Origin of the sequence: Helicobacter sp. CaF467b, from assembly GCF_022664765.1 — a bacterium.
Taxonomy (GTDB): Bacteria; Campylobacterota; Campylobacteria; order Campylobacterales; family Helicobacteraceae; genus Helicobacter_D; species Helicobacter_D colisuis.
On the sequence record NZ_JALAIY010000001.1, the window covers coordinates 62,217 to 88,356 of the forward strand.

Genomic DNA, 26,140 nt, shown 5'->3' on the forward strand with positions numbered 1-26,140 from the left:
CTGTGCTACTTTTTGCACTTTCTCTTACATCTTTAAAGAAGTCTTTATTTGTGATTGCACCTATACCCACACTAGCATTAATATTAGAGTTAATCAAACTATCAAAGATACCTTGTGCTTCATTTAGGTTGCCGGAGGATTTTAGGGAAGTTACTGCGTCACCTATATTTTTATTTACATCTAAAAGTAAAGCTGCGTGCATTTCTGTATTTTTTACACCATTTAGTTTATCTACTAGCTCTCCTGCTAGGGCTTTATCGCTTTGTGCTATGCTTGTGCCTACTACATTAATAAAATCTTTACCGCTAATCTGCCCATTTTGATCTGTAGGGATTGCACTTTCAATGGCAGTTTTTTGTGCGGTGATGAGTGTGATAGCTTCATCTATCCTTGCTTTTTCAGCTTCATCTATAGTGTTTGCTTTTTGGTTATTTAGCTCTATTAGCATATCATCTCTAGTTTTTACTTCTTCTGCTAGAATCTTTGCAAGGTTTCTAGCATCTTCTGTGGTAGTAATATCCGTAGAGAGCCTTTTTTCATCTTTGCTTAAATCTAAACTCGCTTTATAGAGATTTTCGCTTACTTCTCTATCAATCTCATAAGCAGCAATGCCATCAATATTTTGTGTGCCCAAGAGATCTTTTAGGGTAACTAAATATTGTAAATTCACTTTATTATTTCCACCAAGTGTGATTTTGCTATCACTTCTTATCAGTTCATAATCACTAAATGTTAAACTAGAAAGGCTTTGTGTGATGACTCTAAAAGTAGAGTTTATAAGGCTTACATCGCCACTTACATGTAAAAGTCCGCCTTTTCTATTTGAATCAGCGATTGTAAAATAACCATAATTTGAATTAAGAGTGCCATCAATACTTAAAGAACCATTTGCGCCCCAAATTTTAAACACTTCTAGACTACCACCACCTTGTTCGCTTCCATTTATAGTCACATTTCCATTGATATAAGAGGGGCTTTGTGCTAGGAGATTCCCATCGGTTTTAATCTCCACATCTGCATTAATTGTATAAGAATGGTTTCCATTCTGGAATTCAACATCTGATTCTCCAAAATAGCTGTCATCCTCACCCATTCCATCACCGATTATAAATTTAGTGCCATTGTATGTAATGTCTTTAATATTTAGCCCTAAACCTCCTTGATCTTGTGGGTCGGTTAGAGATAGAGAGTCAAAATTAAAAGTTAGATTATCGTTTTTGTATTGTTCTTTTAGCACCCATTTTCCACTGCCCTCGCTACTTTCTTCAAAATAAGTTTGAAAGTCATTAGCATTATTTAGGGTGTAATCTGCTCCAAATGCACTCACACTCCCTAACACTCCTAAACCAAATATTGCTCTTGATGCAATAAGAGATAATTTCATTCTTACTCCTTAAAAATTAAAATAAAACATTTATTTTGCCCCCCCCCCTTATTTTTTGTTTAAATATGATTTTATTAAAGATAATAAGGATTATTTGGTGCTTTTTGTAACTTTTTTAGAAAATTTGATTTTAGTGGTATGACAATAATTTAAGAGAGAATTCCAAAGAATAGAAGCTTAGAGTTTAGGAAACTATGCTATAATAATGGGCTTTTTAAAATGCTAAAATACAAGGATAAGCGATGACAATTATTTCACAAGATAGTCAAGAAATTTTGGTGGAACATTGTAAAATTGCTAGTGCAGAAAATTTAATTTTAGGCATTGAACATTCATTGTTAAGCGCAGATGTAGAGCCACAGAGAGTTTTCTTTTTGAAAGTTCCTCCTGAGTTTAAAAAGAAGCTTTATAGCAAAGATTGGTATTGGAATGGCACAAAATTAGAAGTTTATGAAGATTAAGGGGAAAAGATGCAAGGCAAGGCTTGGAAGTTTGGAGATAATATAGACACAGATTTAATCATTGCAGCGCGTTATTTAAACACTAGCGATGAGAAAGTTTTAGCATCACATTTAATGGAGGATGCAAGGGCGGATTTTGTAAGTTTAATTAGCAAGGGAGATATTATTGTAGCAGGGGAGAATTTTGGCTGTGGTTCTAGTAGGGAGCACGCACCTGTGGCGATTAAAGCAGCGGGGATTGCCGCAGTGATTGCTAAGAGCTATGCGAGAATCTTTTATCGCAATGCTTTTAATACAGGGCTTCCGATTTTAGAAATTAAAGAAACTGATTCTATTTGTGAAGGGGATGTACTAGAAATTGATTTGCAAGGGGGTGTGATTAAAAACATTACTCAAAATACACAATACCACTTCACTCCTATTCCGCCCTTTATGCTTGAGCTTTTAGAAGCAGGAGGGCTAATTCCATATGCAAAATCTCAAAAAGGAAAATAAATTGAAAAATTATAAAATTGCTGTTATCAAGGGAGATGGAATTGGTCCTGAAATCATTAATGAAGCCCTTAAGGTTTTAAAGGTTGTTGCAGAGAAATTTGGATTTGGCTTGGAATTTGAAGATTATTTGATGGGCGGAATCGCTTATGATTTAACAAAAAACCCCTTGCCAGATGAAACCATTGAAGGATGTCTTAAGGCAGATGCCACGCTTTTTGGAGCAATTGGTGGTGAAAAATGGGATAATTTGCCTAGAGAATTACGCCCTGAGAGCGGTTTATTGCGGTTGCGCAAAAGTTTGGAAGTATTTGCAAACTTCCGACCTGCAAAAGTTTATGATGAACTTATCGAAGCAAGCACTTTGAAGCCTGAAGTGGTGCGTGGAGTAGATATTTTGGTGGTGCGAGAATTGATTGGTGGAATCTACTTTGGCACTCCAAAAGGGCGTGATAAAGATCGCGGATTTAATACAATGGTCTATAGTGTTGATGAAGTCAAGAGAATTGCTCATATTGCCTTTGAAGCCGCGCAAAAGAGAAATAAAAAAGTTTGCTCTGTGGATAAGGCAAATGTGCTTGATGTTAGCCAGTTGTGGCGAGAAGTGGTGAGTGAAGTGGCAAAAGAATATCCTAGCGTGGAATTAAGCCATATGTATGTTGATAATGCAGCGATGCAACTTATCCGCAATCCTAAGCAATTTGATGTGATTTTAACAGGGAATCTTTTTGGAGATATTTTGAGCGATGAAGCGAGTATGCTAAGTGGATCTATAGGGCTTTTACCTTCTGCATCACTTGGCGCTAAAGCAGCAATCTATGAGCCAATTCACGGAAGTGCGCCAGATATTGCAGGAATGGGGATTGCAAATCCAATTGCAACAATAGCGAGTGCTAGTATGCTCTTACGATATTCTTTGGGTGAGATTAGGGCTGCTGATGCTATAGATAATGCGATTCATTTGGCGCTAAAAGAAGGCTATCGTACTAAAGATATAGCAGAATTTGGTGCAAAAGAAATTTGCACAACAGAGCAAATGGGAAGTATCATTGCAACTAAAATTTAACTGCTTAAAAAATAACGAATAGAAGCAAAGCCACAAAAAGGAATTTGAGAGATTTCCAAAATTTCTTTTTGGCTAATAATTCCTCCTAATGCAAAAATCTTCGCCTTATAACAATCAAGATTAAGTGTTTTTAAAAAATCAATTCCCAGCGGTTTTCCTTTATTGGGTGTTGCAAAGATTGGACTAAGGGTAATTCCATCTGCCCCATAGGAATCAGCCTCCCTTATCTCTTGCTCATTGTGTGCGCTAAAAAAAACCAAAGGGAGCTTTTGTTTGGCATCGCTGATTTGTTGTATTTGTTTGCCATTGCAATGCAATCCATCAAAGCCATATTCTAAAGCCATCTCAAAATGAGAATTTAAAAGGCTTGGGATTTGATAGTTTTGATTGAGTTTTAAAAAAACTTCAAAGAGTTTTGGCTTTGGGGATTCTTTGTCGCGATAACAAGCAAAGGAAATGGCGTGAGAATCAAGGATATTTTTGTAAAAATCATAAAATTTTAAGGGAGAGCTTGGGTAGAGATTGGGATCGGTGATGAGGTAAGCTTTAATGCGCTTCCTCACTTGCTAAAACTGCACCGGCTAAAAAAACATAAGTTAGAATCATAAAAATGAAAGCTTGTAAAAATGCCATAAAAGTCAAAATCAAGAAAGCAGGTAATGGAGCAACCCAAGGAGCCAACATAAGCATAACAAGCAAGAACATATCATCCCCTTTGATATTTCCAAAAAGACGGAAAGAAAGAGAAACTACTCTCGAACAATGAGAGATAATTTCAATAGGGAACATTAAGGGAGCAAGAGCTTTCACTGGTCCTGCAAAGTGTGCAAAATATTTAATGATTCCAAAAGTGCGAATCCCTTCAAAATTGTAATAAACAAACACAACTAATGCAAGCGTAAGAGTGAAACTAAGGCTTGATGAAGGTGCTTCAAAACCTGGGATAATACCAATTGCATTAGCTAGAAAAACAAATAGCGCTAAAGTAGCAGTTAAAGGCAAATATTGTCGTGCTTTTTCCTCGCCGATAACATCTTTTGCCATAAAGATAACACCACCCAAAAAAGCTTCAAAAACATTTTGGATAGTCCCTGGAACAACTTGCATTCTTGAAGTGGCAAGTTTTGCTAAAATAACCGCAATAATAGCTACAAGCACCACATGGAATGCAATGATAAAGTCGTGATTATGATTAATCAACCCCGCAAATGTGAAAATGGAATTCATAAATGTCTCCCTTGTAAATTTATAAAGTCTATAATTATGCCAAAAATAATTTTAATAAAAAATTAACTTTTTTTAAAGACTCTTGTTTTGAGTAGCAAATCGTGCAAGGCGCTTCTATCTTTTCTCCACAATGGCATTAAAATGCCAATAATAGTAACTCCAGAGATTAAAAAAAGAAAGAATCGCAAAAGCGCAAAAAGGAAAGTAATGGGCTGATTATTTTCTCGCCTCACCCATAAATCATAGGCTTTTTTACCGGGAGTTTGACCTTTGAGTGCCATTAATAAAGCCACAATCAAACCATAAATTAACACCGCAACAAAAGGACCCCAATTTGAATCGCGGAATCTTTGCGCACTCCCTATGACAACATAGGTTAAGAAATACAAAAGGGGCAAATAAATCATAAAAGTATCAATCACTTGAGCCTTGCCTCTCTCCCAAAAAGTCGCGTAATTAGAATCTTCTTGTAAAGGCAAAGAGATATTTTGTGGGGTGTTTTGTTTCTTTATCTTCCTCCAGCGTTTTGACATAGGGTAGCTTAGAGGCTAATTGCCACGACTTCCGGGTTTAATTGCCTTGCTACCCTGTTGGCACAAAGGACACTGACTTGGCTCATAGGTTTCAAATACAAAATCTTCTAAGGCAAAGAGAGGTAGATTAGAATCTAATTTGCATTCTTTAGAGTCAAAGGTATTTGGGCTTTGGTAGCGGTTGCAGATTCCTCGATTAGCAAGGGCAGCATAACCAACAACTTCAGCACCAAGACTTTCAACTTCTTTGGCAGATTCCATAGCAGAACCACCGGTGGTAATAATGTCTTCACAAACAAGAATCTTTTCATTTTTTTTGATTTCAAAACCGCGTCTTAGAGTCATCACTCCATTAACGCGTTCTGTGAAAATAAATCGCACCCCCAAAGCCCTTGCAAGCTCATAACCAGCAAGAATCCCACCAAGTGCGGGTGAGCAAACGCAATCCACTTTTATTTTAGATTCTTGAATGATTTTTGCTAGTGCTTTTGCTAACTCTTCTGCGGTTTTTGGATTTTCTAAAACCTTAGCAGACTGCAGATAAAAGGGTGAGTGCTTACCACTACTAAGCAGAAAATGCCCCTCTAAAAGTGCGTTTGAATTTTTGTAAATTTGAGTAATATCCATTGCTTCTCCTTACTAGATTTTTAGCAATTCCTCTTCTTTGTGTTTGACAAGTTCATCGATTTTTTTAACCGCGTTATCAGTTAGTTTTTGGATTTCATCTTGCCCTTTTTTAGATTCATCTTCACTGACAACTTTATCTTTTTCAAGCTTTTTGACTTTGTCATTAGAATCTTTGCGGATATTTCTAATTGCAATTTTGGCTTTTTCTCCAATATTTTTGGCTTCCTTGGCAATTTCCTTTCTTTGCTCACTTGTCATTGGAGGGAAAAAGAGTTTGATTGTTTCTCCATCGTTGTTTGGATTTACTCCGATATTGGCTTCTTGAATCGCCCTTTCAATGTCTTTGAGTAGATTTTTCTCCCAAGGCGTGATGACAATCGTGCTAGCATCTTGAGCGATAACAGAGCCAACTTGATTGAGTGGTGTGGGTGTGTCATAGTAGCTAATGCGGATATGATCTAAAATGGCTACAGAAACCTTTCCGCTTCTTAAAGTGCCAAATTCCTTTTTCATGGATTCAATACTTTTGTTCATTGATTCTTGTGTGTGATTGTAAATCTCTTGCAAACTCATCTTGTGTCCTTATTGATTAGGTTGGGTGTTTGATTGAGGTGCAGCAGGTGCAACAGGAACTGCTGGTGTAGTGGGTGTTGGATTAGCTGGAATTTCCACATTATCAAGAATTGAACTTTGAGAATCTTTGGTATAGAAATAGCCCAATGCGATTGTATTTACTACAAATAAGAATCCAAGAACAAAAGTAGTCTTAGCCAAAAAACCTGCTGGACCTTTTGCCCCAAAGAGGCTTTCATTGCTTCCACTATACGCTCCAAGTCCGATGCTAGAGCTTTTTTGCAAAAGCACTATAATGGTAATAATAACCGCTAAAACAAACTGGATGATTAATAAAATTCCACTCATACTTTCCCTTCTAAAAATAAAAAAATTATGCGAATTCTACCCAAAACATACTTAAATAAAATAAAACTCTAGCTAGAGTCTTGCATAATTGCTTCAAGTAGAATAGAATATGTTCTTTTAAAGTGGTATTGAATTTTGATGAAGGATTTAAAATGGCTTTTTCAAATCTCTCTAAGGTTTTGGCAAAATATTTTAAGGGAGAGCAGGGTGAGAGTTATGTGTGCGATTCTATTGCTTCACTTCTAAGGGATAAAAGTGATAGAGAAAACTATTATCTTATTCCCAAAGCAAGACTAGGATTTGCCGAGAATATTTTTGAAATAGATTTGCTTTTGTTGCATCCGACTCTTGGGATTTTTGTTGTTGAAGTAAAAAACTGGGATTCTTTAGAATTGATTAAAAAACACTCCCCTTATGATCAGGCAAATAAATATAGAAATTTAATTTTGTCTATTTTAAAAGAAAATTTTGGAGATTGTCCTATTCCTATTAATGTTGAGATGCGCGTTATCTTTCCATCCATTTCTAAAAGCGATGCAGAAGAGTTCTTTTCTCGACACCCTTATGATGCAACTATGCGATCTTTAACATTTTTTAAAGAAGATTTGCAAAATAAAGAATCTTTTGGTCGTTTTTTTAAATCCACTAGTATCAATGTGCCTAATAAAAAAGATTTTCTTAAAATTACTTCTTTGTTTGTTTCTGCCAAAGATTCCAAAAGCAATCAAATAATCCCGATAATTACAAAAGATGAAGTGGTCTTTTTTGATCATAAACAACTAGGGATTATGAATGGCTACAAAGATGGCTTTAGAATCATTCGCGGTGTTGCAGGAACTGGTAAAACGATTATATTGACTAATTTTGTAGCGCAGCAATTGAAAAAAGATAGCAGTGAGCGCTTTTTGATTTTGTGTTTTAATAACAACTTAGAAAATGCCATTAAAACAAGTTTTGAAGAAAATTATGATTCCAAGCAAATTAAAATTATTTCTATTATGGCTTTTTTAAGGGAGATTAGCTTTGATTTTAGTAAAGTGGGAATTAAGGCGCAAAGCACAAAAGAGATTCAAGCCACACCTATCTCCAAGCAATATGAAATTTTTGAAAGTGATGAAGCATTAAAAGAATTTAGGTTAAAACTGCAAAATTATCTTAAAAGAAATCCTGTGGATTATATGCTGTGTGATGAAACGCAAGATATGCCAGAGGGCTTTATGCGAATCTTATATGAAGAAATTAAAGATTGCATTTTCTTTATAGATGAAGCACAAAGATTCTATTCTTATTCTATGGAGAATATCGCGCAAGTTTTTCACCACCCAAAATTTGAAAAAATCTCTATGCAAGGGCGCGTTAAAAATCTTAAAAATGTCTATAGAACTCCATCAAATATTGCCGTGTGTGCCTTTAAAATACTCAATAAAGACAAAAAGCTAAATGAATACTATAAAAAGTCTTTTTATTTGAAAAGTAATTTCACAAGCGATATTAATTGTGTCCTAGAAACAGGCGAAATAAAGGTGCAAAATTTCAATTATAAGGAAAATGATAATTTAAAAAATTTATTGAAAAATCTTCCTAATAATGAAAGTAATATTCTTTTGACTTTTAGCAATAAAAATATTGAAGAGTTAAAAAGTATTTTAGATTCCATTGGAAGAAAAGATATAAAAATTATGACTATTCAAGGAATTAAAGGACTAGAAGCTCAAAATGTCGTGGTTCATGGATTTGTTGATTTTTTAAATATTACACAAAAATATGAACCCAATCTCTTATATCGCAAAACCTATGTTCTTCTTACGCGTGCTAGGGAAAATATTTATTTGGACTTTAGCGGCAAAGGATTCTCTGATGAAGTTAATGAAATATTAAAAATCATTCAAGAGGATTCTAAGCAGGTTGAAGCGCAAAAAGAAAAAGACAGCACAGAATCTAAAGGAACTAGTAAATTTAAACTTGCAAAGATTTGCCCCATTCTCTCTGGAGCAAAAGATAGCGCGGAGTTTATAGTGGCTGCGAGTGAAATTTTTGCCGTTGTTGCAGGGCTGTGTGCGCTATAGCGCGTTATTAAAATAAGACTTAATTGGCTTTTGGCGTTTTTATGTGTTTGTAGATTTTAAGACTAAGCGCACATAAAGTCGCAATAAGTAGTGAGTAATGGAGGGTGCTTAGAATCTTTTGTTGAGTAAGGATATGTAAAAGCGCAAGTAAGATTATCAAATAGACCCAAAAATACATTTTAAAGCGCCCAAAAAGATTTGCCAAAGAAGCACAAAATACAAATATGCTTGTTAAAAAGCTAATGCTTCCCAAAATTAAAGAGTTTTCTGCAAGAATCTTTTGGAGTATTAATTTAATGTTTAATCCAAAATCCAAATAAACAAAAATAAGAAAATGCCAACTCATAGCAACAAAGGCTAGTAAGCCAAGTAATCTACCATAGGGATTTGGCAACCAAAGCCCAACAAAAAGCAAGGCAAAGGCAAAATACCCAGTGTAGAGATAGAGAGCTTCAAAGGAAAAATAGATGCCATAAAGAATCTGATTCTCTATGGATAAGATTCCATAAGAACCAAGGCAAAATAAAGCAAAAAGTGCAATGGATTCAATGATGATTTGCATTAATAAAGCTTTGCCCTATCTAAGCCTTGATAAAAGTGTTCCACTTCTTTGGCATAACCATTGAGATAGAGAGTTTTAATCTGTCCTCTTTTACCAATGACACGCTCACTGCTTTGCGACCATCTAGGGTGCGAGACTTCAGGATCTACATTACCATAAAATCCATATTCTCTAGGGTTTTCTTCTTCCCAAGTAGAGATAGGTTTTTCTTTTAAGAATTCAATTTTATGAATACTTTTAATGGATTTATATCCATATTTCCAAGGCACAACTAAGCGCAGAGGTGCTCCATTTTGTGGAAGTAGAGGTTTTTGATACATTCCAACAGCTAGTAGCGTTAAGGGGTGCATCGCCTCATCAAGGCGCAAAACTTCTTTGTAAGGGAAATCAAGCAGCTGTATAATTCCCTGCATAGGAAATTGTTTAGGATCATAAAGTGTTGTAAAACGCATGTATTTGGCATCGCTATTTGGTTTTGCAAGCTCTATTAGCTCTCTTAGCTCAAAGCCAACCCAAGGGATAACCATACTCCAAGCTTCAACACAGCGGAAACGATACACTCTCTCAACCAAATGCACCTGCTTTAGCAAATCAGTATAAGAAATGCTAAAAGGCTTTTCAATCTCACCTGCAATTTGAATCTCCCAAGGAGAAGTTTTTAGAGAGTGTGCTCTATTTTTGGGATCTGTTTTGGAGAATCCAAACTCATAAAAATTATTATAGCTAGTTGCAATTTCTTCTTTGGTAAGCTCCAAATGCTCACCATTTAGTGCATACGCTTCTTCTTTGCTCATTCCTTTGAAGTCTAATCCTTCTTCCTTTAGCACTGCTGCTAGGAGATTATCGGCTAATAAGGTGCTTACCAGACTTCCAGCGCCTAATTTTAAAAATCTTCTTCTAGCATTAAAAAGTCTCTCTGGTGTGATTTCCATTTTATATTCCTATTAGAACTTATTGTTTTAATGTTATAGATTTTACATTAAATTTTGCATCGAGAGATAGCTGTTTAATGCACCAATATATGCTTTAGCCGTTGCTTGCAAAGTATCTAAATGCAAACCATGACCAATAAATGCAGGTTTATTTGATTCAAACTCTACTTTAACAACAACTTTAGCCAAGGCATCTTTGCCCTCACTCACCGCTTCTACTTTGTAGTCTTTTAGGACGCCATTATAGCCGCTAACCCTATCAATGGTTTTTAAAATCGCATCAACGCTTCCATTTCCAATAGCAGCGTCAATGCGACTTCTACCATCTTTTTGGATAGAAATTGCAGCATAAGGCACACCATTAGAATCGCTACTAATTTGCAAACTAATTAATTCAAAGATTTGTGGAATTTTGCTAGTTTGATCAGTTAGGATAGAGCGAATATCCTCATCATAGATTTCTTTTTTCTTATCGCAAAGAATCTTAAATTTTTCAAAGGCATTATCAAGTTCTTCTTGTGAAATTTCATCAAATCCTAAACTTGCCAATTTATCTTTAAAAGCAGCTCTACCACTATGTTTGCCAAGCACCAAGCCATTTTCTTGCGGAATTCCAATATCGCTAGATTTCATAATCTCATAAGTTTCTGGGTGCTTTAACATACCATCTTGATGGATTCCACTTTCATGAGCAAACGCATTTTTACCTACAATAGCTTTGTTGGGCTGTGGTCTAATGCCTGTAATGTCTGCAACAAGTTTGCTAGTAGCATAAATTTCTTTGGTTTTGATTCTTGTATCTAGATTACCAAAAACATCTTTGCGCGTTTTTAGAATCATAACTACTTCTTCTAAGGCTGTGTTTCCTGCACGCTCTCCAAGTCCATTAATTGTGCATTCAAGCTGTCTTGCGCCATTTTGAATCCCTGCAATAGAATTAGAGACTGCCAAGCCTAAGTCATTGTGGCAATGCACTGATAAAATCGCACGATCACCAACGCAAGTTTTCATTTCTCTTATCATTTCTCCAATTTCATTAGGCAAACGATAACCCACTGTATCAGGGAGATTAAGTGTTGTTGCTCCTACTTCAATCACCGCTAAAGCAACTTCCTTTAAAAACCCAATATCACTACGACACGCATCTTCGCAACTAAACTCTATATCTTCACACAAGCTTCTTGCAAGTTTGACAGCTTCTATGGCGCGTTTAATGACTTCATCGGGTTGCATTTTGAGCTTGTATTCCATGTGTATGGGGCTTGTTGCAATAAAAGTGTGGATTCGTTTATGTTTTGCCTTTTCTAGTGCTTTTGCAGCTAATTCAATGTCTTTTGGAACAGCTCGCGCAAGGGAGCATATGGTGCTTTCTTTGAGTGTTTCAGAGATTCTTGAAATCGCTTCAAAATCTCCAGGGCTAGCTGCGGCAAAGCCTGCTTCAATAATATCTACACCCAATTTTTCTAACTGCAAAGCAAGTTTGACTTTTTCTTCTGTATTCATTGAAGCGCCAGGGCTTTGCTCACCATCTCTTAAAGTGGTATCAAAAATTTTTATCATTTCCATTAGTATATCCTTAAAAAAATTATATTCATTATTTTTGAAAAGCGAGAATTAAATATCAGATTCCCAGCGGTAGTAGTAATGACAGAGTTAAAAGATTTTTATATGCATTACCATAATGTCGCGTGTAAGACATTCTCATTTTCTTTTCTCCATAAAATGCTTAGTGAGATAATATAAGGCTCTACTAGGACCAAAAAGGACATAGCAAGTGATTAGAATCGTAATGCTTAAGATAGGATAAGCAAAGAGAATTGCCAAAATTATCATCAAAAAAACAATGATTTTACCAAAACTTATTTTTTCAAAATTTAATTTTTTAAAACTAGGATAGCGAATGTTACTCACCATTAACAAAGCCACTATTAAACTTGCTATTAATAAAAATGGCGAGATTATTTTTGGATTTTCAAAGTATTTTTGAAGGTATCCCATTTCAAGCAATAACCAACTAACTACAAAAACCGCTGCAGCAGGAATGGGTAATCCTATAAAAACATTGGGTTCATTTTGGCTAGTTGTTACATTAAATCGCGCAAGTCTAATTGCCCCAAAGACCACATAAAGTCCAGAGACAACGATTCCTAGCTTCCCATACATATAGCCAATATAAGTAAATAAAATCATAGCAGGTGCTACGCCAAAAGCTACAATATCAGCCAATGAATCAAACTCCACACCAAATTTACTTGTGGTGCCAGTTAGTCTTGCAACACGCCCATCTAATCCATCAAAGATTAAGCTTAATAGCACAAGCCAACAAGCCAATTGGAATCTCCCCATTGTTGCATAGGTAATGCTTAGGACTCCAAGATAAATACTTGCCCCTGTGAAAAAATTTGGCAAAATATACAAAGGATCAATTTTCATTAGCGGACATACCCCACTATACTAGAACCAGCTAAGATTTTATCGCCTATGGAGACTTTAATTTCTACATTTTTAGGTAATTGTAATTTAGCGATTCCTTTTAAAAAAAAGCCAATTCGCTCTCCTTCTCTAAAATTAGAATCGCTAAAATAAATAAAAAGATTGCGCGGACAGATTTTGGGATACAAAATGAGTGAAGTATGATTTTTAGACTTGCCAAACTCCAAGCATATTTTCTCACCCGTTGATTCTTGAGCATTGGCTAAGCCACGGATATGATAGACTTTTTTGGCTACGCCATTAAAAGGCATTCGTATCAATCCGCAAAAGCAAATGGGCTTTTTGATTGTTATTAAGAGATTATTCTCTTGGTTTTCTATGTGAGTGATGATTCCATCAATGGGTGCTAAAATGACATCTTCTGAAATGTCTTGTGCGATTCTTTCAGGATTATAATAAAAATAAAGAAAGGATAATAAAAATACAAAAGCCAAAAAGCCAATGAATTTCCAACTCAATAACCAACAAAAAAATAACACAATTAAAGTGATAATAATAGGCTTCCAACCTTCTTTTGCAATAATTTGTGTTGTTGTTTTCAATATGGCTCCTTTTTAGGCTTCCTCTTTTTCTTCTTTAATAATTCTACTTTCTAAATTATGAGCCTTTTCATACTCCGTAATGATTTCTCGCACTTTCTCCCCATCAATATTTTCTTTTTCAAAAAGTTCTTTAACGATATTTTCAATAGCTTCTCTATAAGTTTCTAGCGATTCTTTTACAGCTTCAAAACGCTCATTAAGAATAGTTTTAATATAAGAATCCATTTTTTGTGCCATTTCCTCGCTATATTCTCTTGTGCTGCCTAATCCGCCATTTAAAAAAACATTGCGTTGTTTCTCTAGCACCATAAGCCCAGCTACATCAGTCATTCCATAATAGCTTACCATAGCTTTAATAATGTCTGTGGCTCTCTCTAAGTCATTACTAGCTCCGGTAGAAATTTCGCCTAAAAATACCGCTTCAGCCGCCCTTCCTCCGAGTAAAACATCCACTTCAGCAAGTAGTTCGTGCTTTTGCATCAGATATTTGTTTTCTTCAGGCGTATTAAGTGTGTATCCAAGCGCTGCCAAACCGCGTGGAATAATAGATACTTTGGTTACCTTTTTTGCCCCTTTAGTGATTTCTGCTATAAGTGCGTGTCCGCTTTCGTGGTAGGCAACGATTTTTTTCTCTTTTGGAGAGATTCTGCGAGATTTTTTCTCCAATCCTGCAATACTTCTTTCCACTGCTTCTAAAAAGTCGCTTTGTTCAACTTCTTTTTTATCGTTTCTTCCTGCAAGAAGTGCGGCTTCATTAACAATATTAGCCAAGTCTGCTCCTGCAAGTCCGGCTGTTAGTTTTGAAACTTCAAATAAATCAACATTGCGAGCAAGTTTGATATTTTTGATATGCACTTTTAGAATCTCCACTCTACCTTCAAAATCAGGTTTATCTACTAAAACTTGCCTATCAAATCTACCTGGACGCAAGAGAGCAGGATCTAAAACTTCAGGTCGGTTAGTTGCCGCAAGCACGATAACAGGGGAGGAATCAGAATTAAATCCATCCATTTCGGCTAAAAGTTGATTGAGTGTTTGTTCGCGCTCATCATTTCCTCCACCCACCATTCCATTAGCGCGACTTTTACCAATGGCATCAATTTCATCAATAAAGATGATGCTTGGTGCTTCTTTTTTGGCATTTTCAAACAAGTCTCTTACTCTACTTGCCCCAACACCTACGAACATTTCAATGAAGCTACTTCCGCTAACTGAAAAAAATGGAACATTGGCTTCACCTGCTACAGCTTTTGCAAGAAGTGTTTTACCTGTTCCTGGAGGTCCCACTAATAGAACACCTTTAGGTATTTTAGCCCCAAGTGCAGCGTAACGCTCAGGATTCTTTAGAAAATCTACAATCTCTACTACTTCATCTTTAGCTTCTGCATTTCCTGCCATATCATCAAATTTAACATTAGGTTTTTCTGAATTGACAAGCTTTCTTGAGCTTCCAAATCCCAATATTCCACTTCCCATATTTTTTTGCATACGATTGGCTAAGAACATCCAAATTGCAAAGAAAATAAAGATGGGCAATACCCAACCAAAGAGCATATCGCTAAGCCAATTACTCTCGCTATAGCCAGTGTATTCCACACCTTTTTCATCTAACAAAGGAATTAGCGTATTATCCGGACTTACTCTTTGAGCATTATAGACAATTTTTCCATTTTCGTTGTTTGAAGTTGCCTTGATATTGGTTTGTCCAATGGCAACAAAATCCACTTGTTTATTTTCAATGAGTTTTTTTAGCTCATAATAGTTGATAGTTTTAGTAGTATTTGCACCGCTTAGTCTGCTTACTTCGCCATTTGGGGACATGAAGCGAAAAACAACAATAGCAATGATTGCAAAAATAACAAACATCAAAAGAGGATTCTGATTGAAAAAATTATTAGGTTTTTTATCTTGTGGCTGATTTTGATTATTGTCTTGTCGTTGCATTATTATCCTTGTATTTTTTGAAGGTTAAAGTTACCCATTCTTGATGATTATTTTGGGTAAGTAATTCTAAGTTTTTAAACTTATCAAGGACTTTTTTTGTATATTTTTCTAAAATCCCTGATAAGATTAATATCCCATCTCGTTTAACATACGAATCTAAAGGCAATGCTACAATAATGTCTGCTAGAATGTTAGCAACTACAACATCAAAGCAATCTTTTTTGTCAGCTATTTTGTCAATGGATCCCAAGAAAACTCTATCTAAAGTAAGATTGTTTTTTTTGGCATTGTCTTTGGTGGCATTCACTGCTATTTCATCAGTGTCGCAGCACCAAACTTCAGCACCACTTTTTTTAGCAGCAATAGCCAAGATTCCACTTCCACAGCCCACATCTAGGAGAGTTTTATTTTCTAAAGAGAGTTTATTAAGTGCTTCTAGGCAACCAAAAGTACTACCATGATGCCCACTTCCAAAGGCTAGTGCAGGTTCAATAATGAGATTGAGTTTATCGGTTTTGGGAGAAAACCAAGGGGGATAAATATAATATTTTCCACATTCAATGGGTTGTATGGAATCGCGATATTTTGTGATCCAATCTTCATTTTTTTGAGTGCTTGATTTAAATTCAAGATGAATTTTTTCTTGCATAAGATCTTCAAGCTCTTTGCTATAGCTTTCTAATTGCTTTTGAATGGTATTGATGTCTTGATGAGTGCGAATAATAAAGCCATTTTCAATTTCTTCAATGGCTTCTTTGGTGATTTCTAATGCCTTATTCTCAAAAAGCCATAAAAATTTATCAACTTTGATATTGAGGCAATTATAAGATCCCATTGTTAGTCATTTACACCTAATACAACTTCTAATTTTTCTTTTAGAACTTGCGGGGTAAATGGTTTGACTATGTAGTTATTAACCCCTGCTTTGAGAGCTGTAATAACCTCTGCTTTTCCTCCCTCTGTGGTAACCATAATAATAGGAATATCTTTAAATCTCTCATCGGCACGAACTTTTTTAACTAAGTCTAAACCATTCATTTCAGGCATATTCCAATCGGTGATCAAAACTTTTACATCAGGATTAGCATTCATCTGATCCCAACCTTCAAGACCATTTTCTCCCTCTAAAATATCATTATAACCTAATCTTGCAAGTGTGTTTTTTATGATTCTTCTCATCGTAGAACTATCATCAACAACAACCATTTTCAAAGCAAACTCCTTATTACTAGCTAAAAATAAATTTCATTACAAAAATATTATAATATCATAGCAAAATTTACCATAAGCTACAATTAAATTTTTTGATCCCACGGGATTTTGTTATTTAAATTTTCTAAAGGCTTCTTTTAGATCAAGCTTTTTTTCATAGAAAGCTTTGCCTACAATTACGCCATCTATTTTAGAAAGATAGAGCTTCTCTAGATCTTCTAGGCACGATAATCCACCACTTGCAAGAGTAAATTTACCGCTACTTTGGGCGATTTCTTTGGTAAAATCAATATTGATTCCATTAAGCATTCCATCATTGCTAATATCTGTGCAAATAATCGCTTCTATAGGGCTGTTTTGAAATTCTTTTGCAAATTCACTTGCAAGCACTCTACCCACCTGATCCCAACCTTCTGTGGCAACTTTTCCATCTTTGGCATCAATCCCAATGATAATAGGATATTTTTGTGCCATTTCTTTAGCAAACTTAGGATCTTTTAGGGCAATGGAGCCTAGTATGATTCGATTTGCCCCAAGATTTAAGTATTCTTTAATAGTCTCTTCATTGCGGATTCCACCACCAATTTCAATTTTGAGTGTGGAATTTTTGGCGATATTTTCTATCACTGCTTTATTTTGTGGTTTGCCACAAAAGGCTCCATCTAAATCAACAATGTGTAAATATTCTGCGCCCATTTCTTCAAAAATCTTTACCACTTCTAAAGGATTTTTATAATAAATTTTGGCACTTTCCATTTTGCCTTGCATAAGCCTTACAGCACAGCCTTCTTTTAAATCAATTGCTGGAATAATTTGCATTTTTTGTCCTTGAAAGTTCCGCAACACATTAAGTGAAAAATTAATCGCAAAATTATATAGGAACATATCTATTTTTTTGCTTTAAACAAAAAGAGATTATATTCCAGATAAGTCTAATTGCGCGTAAAACAGTAAAACATAGGGTTAGATTAAGAAAATTTGAGAAAATTTTCTAAAATTTTTAAGCCTATATTGTGAGACTTTTCAGGGTGTGGCTGAATCCCAAAGAGATTATCTTTCTGCACCAAGGCTGCAAAATCTACTCCATAATGGCTTATTCCGATGGCATTTTTAAAATCACCCAAGTAATAACTATGCACAAAATACAAATAAAAATTTTCTTCTAAGTCTTTTGTAAGCGGGCTATTTTGGGTTTTATAGACAAGATTCCACCCCATATGTGGAATCTTCTCATCCTTTTTAAGTAATTTTTTATCAAATTTTATAATTTCACCCTCTATCAAACCAAGCCCTAAATGTTCTCCAAACTCATAACTTTTTTGGAATAAAAGCTGCATTCCAAGGCAGATTCCAAGCAAAGGTTTTCCATTTTTTGCAAATTCTAAAATCGATTCTTTCATACCACTTTTTTCTAGATTTTCCATAGCTTCACCAAAGGCTCCAACACCAGGGAGTATTAATCGATCATAGTTTTTAAGCTCAGCAGGATTAGATTCAATTCTAACTTTTCCCCCAAGCTTTAAAATAGCATTTTGCACACTTGCAAGGTTTCCGATTCCATAATTTACAATCCCAACCACGATTAATCTCTTTTTAAATGCGTGGTGAGTTTCACATACAAAGCTAAGCCAACAAGCAAACAAGTAACCGCACCGATTAAATACACCGCATAAAGCAGTTTTTCTGGCGCAGTGATTGCGAATTTAAAGACGAGCATTAAGGATTCAATGGCTAGGGCAATGACGATAGAACCCAAAAAGCGCGTCATTGTTTTATGCACCACTTTGGAATCCTGCGATTTCTGACGCCCTAAGACTTCCTCCTCAAAGATTGCGCGCACCAAATCAAAAATTGCTAAACTAAGCGTGATGAGAATCGTGGCTTCAAAGACGCCCTTAATATCTAAAATCTCCACGCTACCAAAGCGCAACATTGCGTCCCACAAGCTAATGCTACCTTTCACAAGCAGGAGCATACACACAAGAAGCAAGGATAAAGCCATTACAAAGTAAATCGCTTTCCCAATTCCAAAGGATAGCCCAAAAAGTGGCGTCGGGCGCACGAGTTCTAGGCTTTTCTCCAAGCGCACATCCATACACACGACATAGGCTAGATTGCCATTGGTATCATAGAGAGGATACGCCACCGTGATGACGAGATTTCCACTTGCCAAAGAGGGATAAGGGTCGGTTAGAATGCACTTTTTCTCACGCACAGCGCGGTAAAAGTAGGCGCGTTCATTGTGGTTTTCACCCTTTTTGCACGCAATGTTAGAATCCCTAGAGATTCCATCTAGCACGATTGTTCCGCTAGAATCCAACACATAAATTAACTCAAAGATTCCGACTTCTTTTTCTATTTTGTGAATACCATCTACGATTTTATTTAGCTCAATGTGCGGCAAATGGTTTTTGATATTGCGCTGCATTAAAAAACACAAGTATGCGCGGATTTCATAGCGCATTTCGCTAAAATACGCAATGTCTTTGGATAGCATTTAGATTCCTTGTTTTGTTTTGCGTAATTGTAGCAAAACTAGATAAACCTTTAATAAATGGATTTGTGTTTGTGTTTGGTTTTCTGTCATTGCGAGGAGCAACGCGACGAAGCAATCTATAAGCTAAATCTTGCCTTTAAATTCGCGATTCCATTGCAAAATCCCCTTTTGTGTTAAAATTATGGATTGCCGCACTCCGCTTCGCTTCGTTCGCAATGACGAAACAATCTACAATCTTATAAACCGAAACACTTACCACCTCGTCATTGCGAGGCATAGCCGAAGCAATCCATAATCTCGCAAAAAGTAGATTCCACAAGTGGAATCCCACAACAATAAATGTAAAATTTATCTTAACTTTTCTTGAAAAATTCCGATATAATAAATAAGTTTTTTATAAAAGGAGAAGGAAATGTTGAAAAAATCGTTGTTTGGATTTGTTCTTTTTGGGGCTTTAGGCACATTACTTTTCGCACAAACACAACCCAAAGTGCAAATTGGTGAAGCCCTAAGCGGAAAAGAAGCAAAGGAAATGTTACAAAACTTCCCAAAGGAAGTAAAATCTGCAATTAAGATTCCTCAAAAACAAACAAAGGTAGTTAAGGGTGCAAGAGGTGGAACTTATCCTTATAATAACGATGTTGTGCCACCTTTTAACCCCTCTACCGATTCGCTTGTTGCACTCAAAGATAGTGCGGGTAATGTCATTTTGTACATAACTTATACCACAGATAAACCATTCGCGGAAGTTGGAAATATTCTTGCCATAGATTCTAGCAGACTTGATAGCCCAAAAGATTATGCGGTGCAAAAGTGGAATCCTGACAAGAAAGAGCTCTATACAGAATATGTGAATGCTAGAACTTATTATAATGGCGGGAGAAATGCCACAGATAAATATCCTGAATGGGGTATGCCCTATTCTAATAGCTTTGGAATGTGGATAAAACTTGGCGGATACTTCTCTGAAGCCATTTCGTTATTTAACAGAAATGAAATATATAAGCAAGACGACCCAGCTTGGGAATATCAGTATTTTAATTTTGAACTATTGCCCTCTGGTTTGCTTTCTGTTACCACAAAGTATTCTGATTATTCTACGGAACGCATTATCACAACAAAGCCGATTCCTCTTAACAAATGGGTATATATTCAAGCAATAGAAAAAGTGTTAGATTATCAAATTGGTTGGAAAGCAGAAGATGGAAGCGATGAAGAATTAGTCCAAAAAACTTTTGGGAATCAGACAATTAAATTTTCAAAAGATGTTTCTTATCAGAGATATTTTAGTGCAGATGATTTAATGCGATATTTAGAAAATGACGAAACAAGATTCTATATTAACGCTAAAGAGCTTTTTTATAATCCCATTGTAGGAATGTTTGAACTTATGAGCAATTATAATGCAAAAGAGAAGCTAATCTATTCCACAGGTGGGCAGGTAACTTATGGTATTAATACCCTAATCCAAGAATCTTACATAGTCTTAACAGGTGGCACTTCCTCTATTTTAACTCTACAAGATATAGATATTTACTATGACCCACAAACACTAAATATACTTTTGATTGATTGGCGAGTTAATAGACAAGGAGCTGGGCAATGAATATCAACAATCCAATGCATATTAAACCCAAATTGGTTTCAAACAATTTGGGCACACTAGAGACTAATGGCAACTTCAAGCTAACAGAGGAAACAATCAAGGAATCCCAAGAACAAGCAAGAATAGCAAAAGAACAAGAGCGCATAAGACAAGCACGAGAAAGCACTAGAGCTAGGGTATTAAATGTTTTAGGCTCAAACTCCATTCAATCCTTTGGACTTAAGAGTTCAAACTCAAGCTTAAATGGAGACAAGCTAAACTACTTCACCCCTAGCTTCTACTCTCACTCTATCTCTTATGATGAGTTTGGTAGAACCAATTTTGATAATGCTTACCGCTGGAGCGGAGCAAATGGTGGCGGAGATATGCTTAATGCCGCTGGAAAGTCTCAATACTTGAATACGCCTGTGGGAGAAATGCAGGTTTTCTTAGACTTAGATGATGATAATGACCAATATGGAGTGGGGAGCATAGAATATATGGGGCAGCTCATTAACCTAGATGATAATCAAGATGGATTCTTGGATTCTAGCGATGAGTTTTTTAGTAAGCTAAAGCTAAAGGGTTACAACTCTAAGGGCGAGGAAATTATCTTAAAATTTAGCGATGTTTATAACTCTCTTGATTTGACGAAATTTGTCAATACGCAAAGAGATGTAGAGGAGAATATCAAGAAATATGGCTACAATAAAGGAAACTTAGAAAGTGGCACAAGCCTCTTTCGCCCAGAGGAAAGCTATAAAAAGCTCAATGACACGCAAAAAGACCAAATTAGAAAAATGTTTGCAGAAAATGCCGATGAAAGCGGTTGGATAGATTTAACAAAAACCTATAAAGACGAATACCGCCTAGAGAGGCTAACCTTTGAAAAACTCTTAAAAAACCTAGATTTTGCATATTCTAAGACGGATTTAAACGGCGGATTGAAGCTAGAGCGACTTAGATTTAGTGGATATGACGGCAGAGACGATAGAAAATATGGGAAGCAGGAGAGCTATTTAGCAGGTTTGCAGAATCGCTTTAACAAAATGTATCACGATTATTACAATAATGAAGAAGCCGATAAACTAGCAATCCGCAGAGAATTTCAGGCAATCACAGGTTTGAAGTTTAGCGAGGCAAATTTTAGAGAGTTTTACAATGGGTTAAATAGCTCCTCTACTGCTATGAAGTATGCAAGTGCGCTTAAGAGTGTGGATTCTGTTGTGGCAATGAGGTTAGACGATAATGGAATGATGACATTGAAGTTTGATTCAGGCAGAACGATGCGGTTAAGCCTTGATGAGCTATATACTAGCAATGGAGACTTTAACGACTTAACAGAGAGAAGCGAGAGAGCAAGTGCGTTTAGCGAGGCTATGAGCTTTGATGAAGAGGATTTAAACAAGCTAGACTTCAACAAAATAGGCGCAGACATAAATATGAATGGTTCTATTACCTCTCTAGCGGAACTTGGAGTGGAACTTATCCGCAAATTAAGCTTCCAAAATGGTCGCTCCGCCTTTATCCTAACAACAGGAGATGGCAAGGAACTCGTAGCAAATGCGCTGCATAAGATACAAAATGTGGAGAATATGATAAGATTCTCGGAACTAGAGGAGAAAGATAAGCTAAGAGGAAGCAAGTTTGAAATGGAAATGTAGGGAGGTTGCGTTTGCCACCGCGTCATTGCGATAGCAGAATCGTGGCAATCTATAATCTTGCATATTTGAGAGATTCCATTGCAAAAGTTTTCTTTATGCTAAATTATAGGTTGCCACGAATCGCGTTGCAATTCTAGCAATGGCAAAAGATAGTTGGTGTGCCACGATTCTATATAGAATCTCACAATTACAAAAAGTCAGAATTACAAGTGTGCGCCAACATTTTACAATCAAGGTTGAATCCCAACGTCTTAAGCTCCAAGCGATTCCAAGATTCCATTCACAGCCTCGCAAAATACGCCATAATACGCACTCTCTTGTGGCAACTTTTCTTTAACGCCCATTAGGATTCCGCAATAATCCTCTTGTGTTAAATTGCCCTTTAAAAGCTCGTAATTTAGGTATAAACCATAGGTGTTTAACACATCGCTTTGGCAATATTCATCAATTTTTTCATATTCCTCTTGATAATAAAGCTCTAGCACCATATCTCCGTGAATATCATACTTTCCTGGGAATCCCATAAGGTTTGCAAGCACATCAAGTTTTAATCCACGCACACTTCCAAAATTTCCCAATACATCAAGCAAATCGGTATGAAATTTTTCACTATACCTTTGGCGGTAGTTTTCCCATTTATTTTTATTGTATTGAAGATTGTCTGTTTCAAAATACGCATTGGCTTGAAGTTTGTATTTCATCGCCCTAAGTAATAGCATTGGCAAGTCAAATCCCCTTCCATTAAAGCTTACTAGTTTGGGCTGATGTTTGTTTAAATAATCTAAAAAAGCTTGTATGAGCGATTTTTCTCTTTCTTCTTTGGTGTTGCCTATGGCTTTGAAGTTTCCTACCTTTTTAAAATAACCATATTCATCGCAAAAAATGGCAGCAATAGAAACGACTTGGTGGTAGCAAATGGGTAAAAATTCACTCCCACTATTTTCCTTTTGAATCTCCATTGCTTTTTTGCTAATGGCTAGTTCATTAGAAAAATCCAAGTTAAGCGCTTCAAACTCTTTTTTAAAACCTTGCTTTATAAGTGTAGTATCAGGAATTGTTTCGCAGTCAAATACCATTACCATAGCAAACCTTTGTGATAAATTTTAAAGTTATTTTAGTTAAAATCCTATCAATTTGACATAAAAAGGAGTGAAAATGCTACTTGGAGTAAATATTGATCACATTGCTGCTTTAAGAGAAGCACGAAAAATCAATGATCCAGATCCTTTGGAAGCGATTTTTATCGCAAAGAGAGCAGGGGCAGATCAAATCACGATGCATTTAAGGGAAGATAGGCGTCATATGCATGATGAAGACATTTTGCGGATAGCACAATCTTCGTTTTTACCTATTAATATTGAGTCATCAATTAATCCTGCTATTATTGAATTTCTTTTAAAAATTGCTCCACATAGAATCACGCTTGTTCCAGAGAATAGAGAGGAAGTAACGACAGAGGGTGGGTTAAATGTTGTGGGGAATTTTGAGCGCATTTTGCAAATTACAAAAAGTTTTCAAGAAGTTGGCACGCAAGTTTCGCTTTTTATTGATTCTGAGGTAAGTCAAATTGAAGCCTCTAAGGAAGTGGGGGCAGAGATGATAGAGTTGCACACAGGGAGTTATGCGAATTTGCACTTAATGCTTTTTTCAAACTTACCTAAGATGAAAAATAGCATCAAAGAATTAGAATTGCCCAAAAAAGAGTTGCAAAATCTTTGGAAGCAGTCTTTGGATTCTCTTAAAAAAGGAGCAAAAAAGGCAAATGAGTTGGGCTTGGAGGTCGCAGCGGGGCACGGATTAAATTATGTCAATTTAAAGCCTATTTTGGAGATTCAAGAGATTGTGGAATTAAATATTGGACAGAGTATTATTGCAAGAGCAATTTTTGTTGGGCTAGAGAATGCTATTAGCGAATTAAAGGCTTTGTTGGCACAAAAAAGTCAATAAAAAAGTGTTTTGCGCAACAATTAAAACAAAGAAAACAAAAAATTTGTAAATTTTTGTCAATTGTGGGCTTACTTTTATTTAAAATTTAGCAAAAAATGATAATAATTGCACCTTACAAAGTGATAAGTAGGGGACAGATCCGAACAGACTTTGAAATTTCAAGGAGATAATGATGAAAAAGTTATTTTTAGCATTTTTTGCATTAGCTAGTGTAGCATTTGCTGCTGAAGGTGCTGGTGAAATGTTGTTGTCTTATTCTGCAATTGCTGCAGGTATTGGATTAGGTATTGCTGCGCTTGGTGGTGCTATCGGTATGGGAAGCACAGCAGCTGCGACTATTTCTGGTATGGCTAGAAATCCTGGTGTGGGTGGTAAGCTTATGACAACAATGTTTATTGCATTAGCGATGATTGAAGCACAAGTTATTTATACACTTGTTGTAGCTTTGATTCTTCTTTATGCTAACCCTTTTGCAGGAATACTAGGCTTATAATAACCCTTTTAAGATTCTAGTCTTGGCTAGAATCTTAAGCTTTTATTGCGCTGGTGGTGGAATGGTAGACACACCATCTTGAGGGGGTGGCGGGGCGACCCGTGCGAGTTCAAGTCTCGCCCAGCGCACCATACTTCTAAAATTTCTTTTGTAAAATAGTCTATTCTTCTATAAATGTAAAATTAAATTATTTAAATACTATAAAGTATCGTAATTTGTGTTGGTTGATATTTGATTTTATGCTACAATCTTGCAAAATATTTGTAAAATACTTAGGGGATAATAATGTATGATGTTGTTTTGAATTTAAATGAAAATTATGTGCCTTATGCAGCAGTGCTAATCGCTTCAATTATTCAAAATACCAATCAAGATTCCAAATTAGAAAATAAAGCCTATCATTTTCATCTTTTAATGGATTCTATTAGCCAAGAAAATAGAGAGAATCTAGAAAATCTTGCCTTAGAGCTTTCAAAAATTTATCCTTGCACACTCGCTATTTATATTTTAGATGACCAACTCTTTAGAGAATACTCTATGCCTACACTTAATGGAAATTATTTGACTTATTATCGTTTAAAGATTGGCGCTGCTTTGCCATTATCAATTAAGCGATGTGTTTATTTGGATGTAGATATGGTTGTTTTGGGCGATTTAAGAGAGCTATTTGAGGTGGATTTGCAAGGTAAAATTTGTGGGGTTGTAGTGGAGCACCATTCTCAAAAGATTTTTAAGCCCAAAAATCAAGCTTATCAGCCCATAAATATTACAGGTAGTTATTTTAATGCCGGAATGTTGCTTATAGATTTGGATTTGTGGAGACAAGAAAATGTAGAAAATAAGGCTTTTGAGATTGGAAAAAATTATCGTTATTCCTTCCACGATCAAGATATATTAAACATAGTTTTATCTGGGAAAACTTATAAGGTTGGAGTAGAATGGAATCTTATGGTTTGTGTTTATTATCGTGCGATTTGTAAAGATGAAAAAGGTAGAGATAAACTTCCTTATTATAGAAAAGACTTTAATAGCGCATTGCAAAATCCCAAAATCTTGCACTATTTCACACACACTAAACCTTGGAATAACGCTAAAATCTATTTGGATTATCATAATAAATTTTTAGATCAATATTGGTGGGATGTGGTGGAGCAAACCCCTATTTTTAAAGAGAAATTATTACCACTCAAGCCACAAGCAGATAGTGCCTTAGCTTTTCAATGTTTGGTTGGATACAAGCTTTTAAGATATTATCAAAAAGGCTTATTTATTCTAATTCCATTTTATACTTATTTTCTTATTAAAAATAAAGATTCAATAGAGCAAGAAGAAATTCCACTAAAAGATTATAATTTAGCTAGAGATATAGGAAGAGTTGCTTTTAATGCTTATCATAAACGCAAAAAAGGTAAATTAATTTCATTCCCTTTTAGAATGTTGCATATGATTAAAAACTTCAAAAAAAATCAAGCAAGGATTTTAGGCTAGGAGT

29 protein-coding genes and 1 tRNA gene are annotated in these 26,140 nt (G+C 35.7%); 10 read left to right on the forward strand and 20 right to left on the reverse strand.

Annotation, left to right across the window (positions count from 1 at the left end):
- Positions 1 to 1,384, reverse strand: a 1,384-nt coding sequence (locus tag MKD52_RS00355; protein ID WP_242098848.1) for a hypothetical protein, incomplete at its 3' end; no start/stop codon positions are given.
- A gap of 242 nt (positions 1,385 to 1,626) precedes the next feature.
- Here MKD52_RS00355 and MKD52_RS00360 point away from each other — a divergent pair.
- The 3 genes from MKD52_RS00360 to leuB are packed head-to-tail and all read left to right on the forward strand — an operon-like array spanning position 1,627 to position 3,403.
- A complete protein-coding gene (locus MKD52_RS00360) occupies positions 1,627 to 1,845 on the forward strand; it encodes a hypothetical protein (RefSeq protein WP_112058000.1) in 219 nt (72 codons plus the stop codon).
- A 9-nt stretch (positions 1,846 to 1,854) separates the two neighbouring features.
- A complete protein-coding gene (locus MKD52_RS00365; RefSeq protein WP_242098850.1) occupies positions 1,855 to 2,340 on the forward strand; it encodes a 3-isopropylmalate dehydratase small subunit in 486 nt (161 codons plus the stop codon).
- Positions 2,315 to 3,403 carry a 3-isopropylmalate dehydrogenase gene (gene leuB, locus MKD52_RS00370; RefSeq protein ID WP_242098851.1) on the forward strand — a complete coding sequence of 363 codons (1,089 nt, stop codon included), beginning with the start codon at positions 2,315 to 2,317 and terminating at the stop codon, positions 3,401 to 3,403. The genes MKD52_RS00365 and leuB overlap by 26 nt, the downstream gene beginning before the upstream one ends.
- On the opposite strand, the gene MKD52_RS00375 is transcribed toward leuB, so the two are convergent.
- From MKD52_RS00375 to secG, 6 genes are all read right to left on the reverse strand, one after another.
- Positions 3,400 to 3,966, reverse strand: coding sequence for a thiamine phosphate synthase (locus MKD52_RS00375; protein WP_242098853.1), 567 nt, complete (start codon positions 3,964 to 3,966; stop codon positions 3,400 to 3,402). The genes leuB and MKD52_RS00375 overlap by 4 nt on opposite strands.
- The gene (locus MKD52_RS00380; protein WP_112058004.1) at positions 3,950 to 4,630 is read right to left on the reverse strand and encodes a F0F1 ATP synthase subunit A; all 681 of its coding nucleotides are present in this window, start codon (positions 4,628 to 4,630) and stop codon (positions 3,950 to 3,952) included. The genes MKD52_RS00375 and MKD52_RS00380 overlap by 17 nt, the downstream gene beginning before the upstream one ends.
- Before the next feature lie 62 nt (positions 4,631 to 4,692).
- Entirely contained in the window at positions 4,693 to 5,163 is a 471-nt protein-coding gene (locus MKD52_RS00385; RefSeq protein WP_242098856.1) for an RDD family protein, read from the reverse strand.
- Between the two features lie 15 nt (positions 5,164 to 5,178).
- Positions 5,179 to 5,790 (reverse strand): orotate phosphoribosyltransferase, encoded by a 612-nt coding sequence (gene pyrE, locus MKD52_RS00390; protein ID WP_112058006.1) that lies wholly within the window; start codon positions 5,788 to 5,790, stop codon positions 5,179 to 5,181.
- A 12-nt stretch (positions 5,791 to 5,802) separates the two neighbouring features.
- Positions 5,803 to 6,363, reverse strand: a complete 561-nt coding sequence (gene frr / locus MKD52_RS00395) for a ribosome recycling factor (RefSeq protein WP_112058007.1) — start codon at positions 6,361 to 6,363, stop codon at positions 5,803 to 5,805.
- Positions 6,364 to 6,372: 9 nt separating this feature from the next.
- Positions 6,373 to 6,711, reverse strand: a complete 339-nt coding sequence (gene secG, locus MKD52_RS00400) for a preprotein translocase subunit SecG (protein WP_112058008.1) — start codon at positions 6,709 to 6,711, stop codon at positions 6,373 to 6,375.
- Positions 6,712 to 6,863: 152 nt separating this feature from the next.
- On the opposite strand from secG, the gene MKD52_RS00405 reads away from it, so the two are divergent.
- A complete protein-coding gene (locus tag MKD52_RS00405; protein ID WP_242098858.1) occupies positions 6,864 to 8,777 on the forward strand; it encodes an NERD domain-containing protein in 1,914 nt (637 codons plus the stop codon).
- A gap of 19 nt (positions 8,778 to 8,796) precedes the next feature.
- On the opposite strand, the gene MKD52_RS00410 is transcribed toward MKD52_RS00405, so the two are convergent.
- The 12 genes from MKD52_RS00410 to MKD52_RS00465 all read right to left on the reverse strand — a co-directional run bounded on the left by MKD52_RS00410 (position 8,797) and on the right by MKD52_RS00465 (position 19,278).
- Entirely contained in the window at positions 8,797 to 9,339 is a 543-nt protein-coding gene (locus tag MKD52_RS00410; RefSeq protein WP_242098859.1) for a hypothetical protein, read from the reverse strand.
- Positions 9,339 to 10,271 (reverse strand): protein-methionine-sulfoxide reductase catalytic subunit MsrP, encoded by a 933-nt coding sequence (msrP, locus tag MKD52_RS00415; protein WP_242098861.1) that lies wholly within the window; start codon positions 10,269 to 10,271, stop codon positions 9,339 to 9,341. The genes MKD52_RS00410 and msrP overlap by 1 nt, the downstream gene beginning before the upstream one ends.
- Before the next feature lie 42 nt (positions 10,272 to 10,313).
- Positions 10,314 to 11,837 carry a 2-isopropylmalate synthase gene (locus tag MKD52_RS00420; RefSeq protein ID WP_242098863.1) on the reverse strand — a complete coding sequence of 508 codons (1,524 nt, stop codon included), beginning with the start codon at positions 11,835 to 11,837 and terminating at the stop codon, positions 10,314 to 10,316.
- A gap of 135 nt (positions 11,838 to 11,972) precedes the next feature.
- Positions 11,973 to 12,704, reverse strand: a complete 732-nt coding sequence (gene pssA / locus MKD52_RS00425; protein WP_112058012.1) for a CDP-diacylglycerol--serine O-phosphatidyltransferase — start codon at positions 12,702 to 12,704, stop codon at positions 11,973 to 11,975.
- The gene (locus MKD52_RS00430; RefSeq protein ID WP_242098865.1) at positions 12,704 to 13,306 is read right to left on the reverse strand and encodes a hypothetical protein; all 603 of its coding nucleotides are present in this window, start codon (positions 13,304 to 13,306) and stop codon (positions 12,704 to 12,706) included. The genes pssA and MKD52_RS00430 overlap by 1 nt, the downstream gene beginning before the upstream one ends.
- A 12-nt stretch (positions 13,307 to 13,318) precedes the next feature.
- Positions 13,319 to 15,250, reverse strand: a complete 1,932-nt coding sequence (gene ftsH, locus MKD52_RS00435) for an ATP-dependent zinc metalloprotease FtsH (protein ID WP_112058014.1) — start codon at positions 15,248 to 15,250, stop codon at positions 13,319 to 13,321.
- Positions 15,231 to 16,085, reverse strand: a complete 855-nt coding sequence (prmA, locus tag MKD52_RS00440) for a 50S ribosomal protein L11 methyltransferase (RefSeq protein ID WP_242098867.1) — start codon at positions 16,083 to 16,085, stop codon at positions 15,231 to 15,233. The genes ftsH and prmA overlap by 20 nt, the downstream gene beginning before the upstream one ends.
- 2 nt (positions 16,086 to 16,087) lie before the next feature.
- Positions 16,088 to 16,462: a chemotaxis response regulator CheY gene (locus MKD52_RS00445; RefSeq protein WP_112058016.1), complete on the reverse strand. Its 375-nt coding sequence runs from the start codon at positions 16,460 to 16,462 to the stop codon at positions 16,088 to 16,090.
- A 111-nt stretch (positions 16,463 to 16,573) separates the two neighbouring features.
- Positions 16,574 to 17,281: a 1-(5-phosphoribosyl)-5-[(5-phosphoribosylamino)methylideneamino]imidazole-4-carboxamide isomerase gene (gene hisA, locus MKD52_RS00450; RefSeq protein ID WP_242098869.1), complete on the reverse strand. Its 708-nt coding sequence runs from the start codon at positions 17,279 to 17,281 to the stop codon at positions 16,574 to 16,576.
- Between the two features lie 149 nt (positions 17,282 to 17,430).
- On the reverse strand, positions 17,431 to 18,042 hold the full coding sequence (gene hisH / locus MKD52_RS00455) for an imidazole glycerol phosphate synthase subunit HisH (protein WP_242098871.1): 612 nt from the start codon (positions 18,040 to 18,042) through the stop codon (positions 17,431 to 17,433).
- 2 nt (positions 18,043 to 18,044) lie between these two features.
- Positions 18,045 to 18,959: a PDC sensor domain-containing protein gene (locus tag MKD52_RS00460; protein WP_242098873.1), complete on the reverse strand. Its 915-nt coding sequence runs from the start codon at positions 18,957 to 18,959 to the stop codon at positions 18,045 to 18,047.
- 136 nt (positions 18,960 to 19,095) lie between these two features.
- Entirely contained in the window at positions 19,096 to 19,278 is a 183-nt protein-coding gene (locus MKD52_RS00465; protein WP_112058020.1) for a hypothetical protein, read from the reverse strand.
- 93 nt (positions 19,279 to 19,371) lie between these two features.
- Here MKD52_RS00465 and MKD52_RS00470 point away from each other — a divergent pair, with 93 nt between their 5' ends.
- Together MKD52_RS00470 and MKD52_RS00475 are read left to right on the forward strand one after the other, a co-directional pair.
- The gene (locus tag MKD52_RS00470; RefSeq protein WP_146743791.1) at positions 19,372 to 20,565 is read left to right on the forward strand and encodes a hypothetical protein; all 1,194 of its coding nucleotides are present in this window, start codon (positions 19,372 to 19,374) and stop codon (positions 20,563 to 20,565) included.
- On the forward strand, positions 20,562 to 22,208 hold the full coding sequence (locus MKD52_RS00475; RefSeq protein WP_112058022.1) for a hypothetical protein: 1,647 nt from the start codon (positions 20,562 to 20,564) through the stop codon (positions 22,206 to 22,208). The genes MKD52_RS00470 and MKD52_RS00475 overlap by 4 nt, the downstream gene beginning before the upstream one ends.
- Positions 22,209 to 22,459: 251 nt before the next feature.
- Here MKD52_RS00475 and MKD52_RS00480 read toward each other — a convergent pair whose 3' ends face one another.
- A complete protein-coding gene (locus MKD52_RS00480; RefSeq protein ID WP_242098875.1) occupies positions 22,460 to 23,290 on the reverse strand; it encodes a 3'-5' exonuclease in 831 nt (276 codons plus the stop codon).
- Positions 23,291 to 23,363: 73 nt separating this feature from the next.
- Between MKD52_RS00480 and MKD52_RS00485 the strand changes: the two genes are divergently transcribed.
- From MKD52_RS00485 to MKD52_RS00500, 4 genes are all read left to right on the forward strand, one after another.
- On the forward strand, positions 23,364 to 24,155 hold the full coding sequence (locus MKD52_RS00485; RefSeq protein ID WP_242098877.1) for a pyridoxine 5'-phosphate synthase: 792 nt from the start codon (positions 23,364 to 23,366) through the stop codon (positions 24,153 to 24,155).
- A 172-nt stretch (positions 24,156 to 24,327) separates the two neighbouring features.
- Complete coding sequence (locus MKD52_RS00490; RefSeq protein ID WP_006656070.1) at positions 24,328 to 24,648, forward strand: F0F1 ATP synthase subunit C; 321 nt, start codon at positions 24,328 to 24,330, stop codon at positions 24,646 to 24,648.
- Positions 24,649 to 24,695: 47 nt separating this feature from the next.
- Positions 24,696 to 24,779: transfer RNA gene (locus MKD52_RS00495), tRNA-Leu, on the forward strand.
- Between the two features lie 154 nt (positions 24,780 to 24,933).
- Entirely contained in the window at positions 24,934 to 26,136 is a 1,203-nt protein-coding gene (locus MKD52_RS00500) for a glycosyltransferase family 8 protein (protein ID WP_242098879.1), read from the forward strand.
- The last annotated feature ends 4 nt before the right edge of the window (positions 26,137 to 26,140 follow it).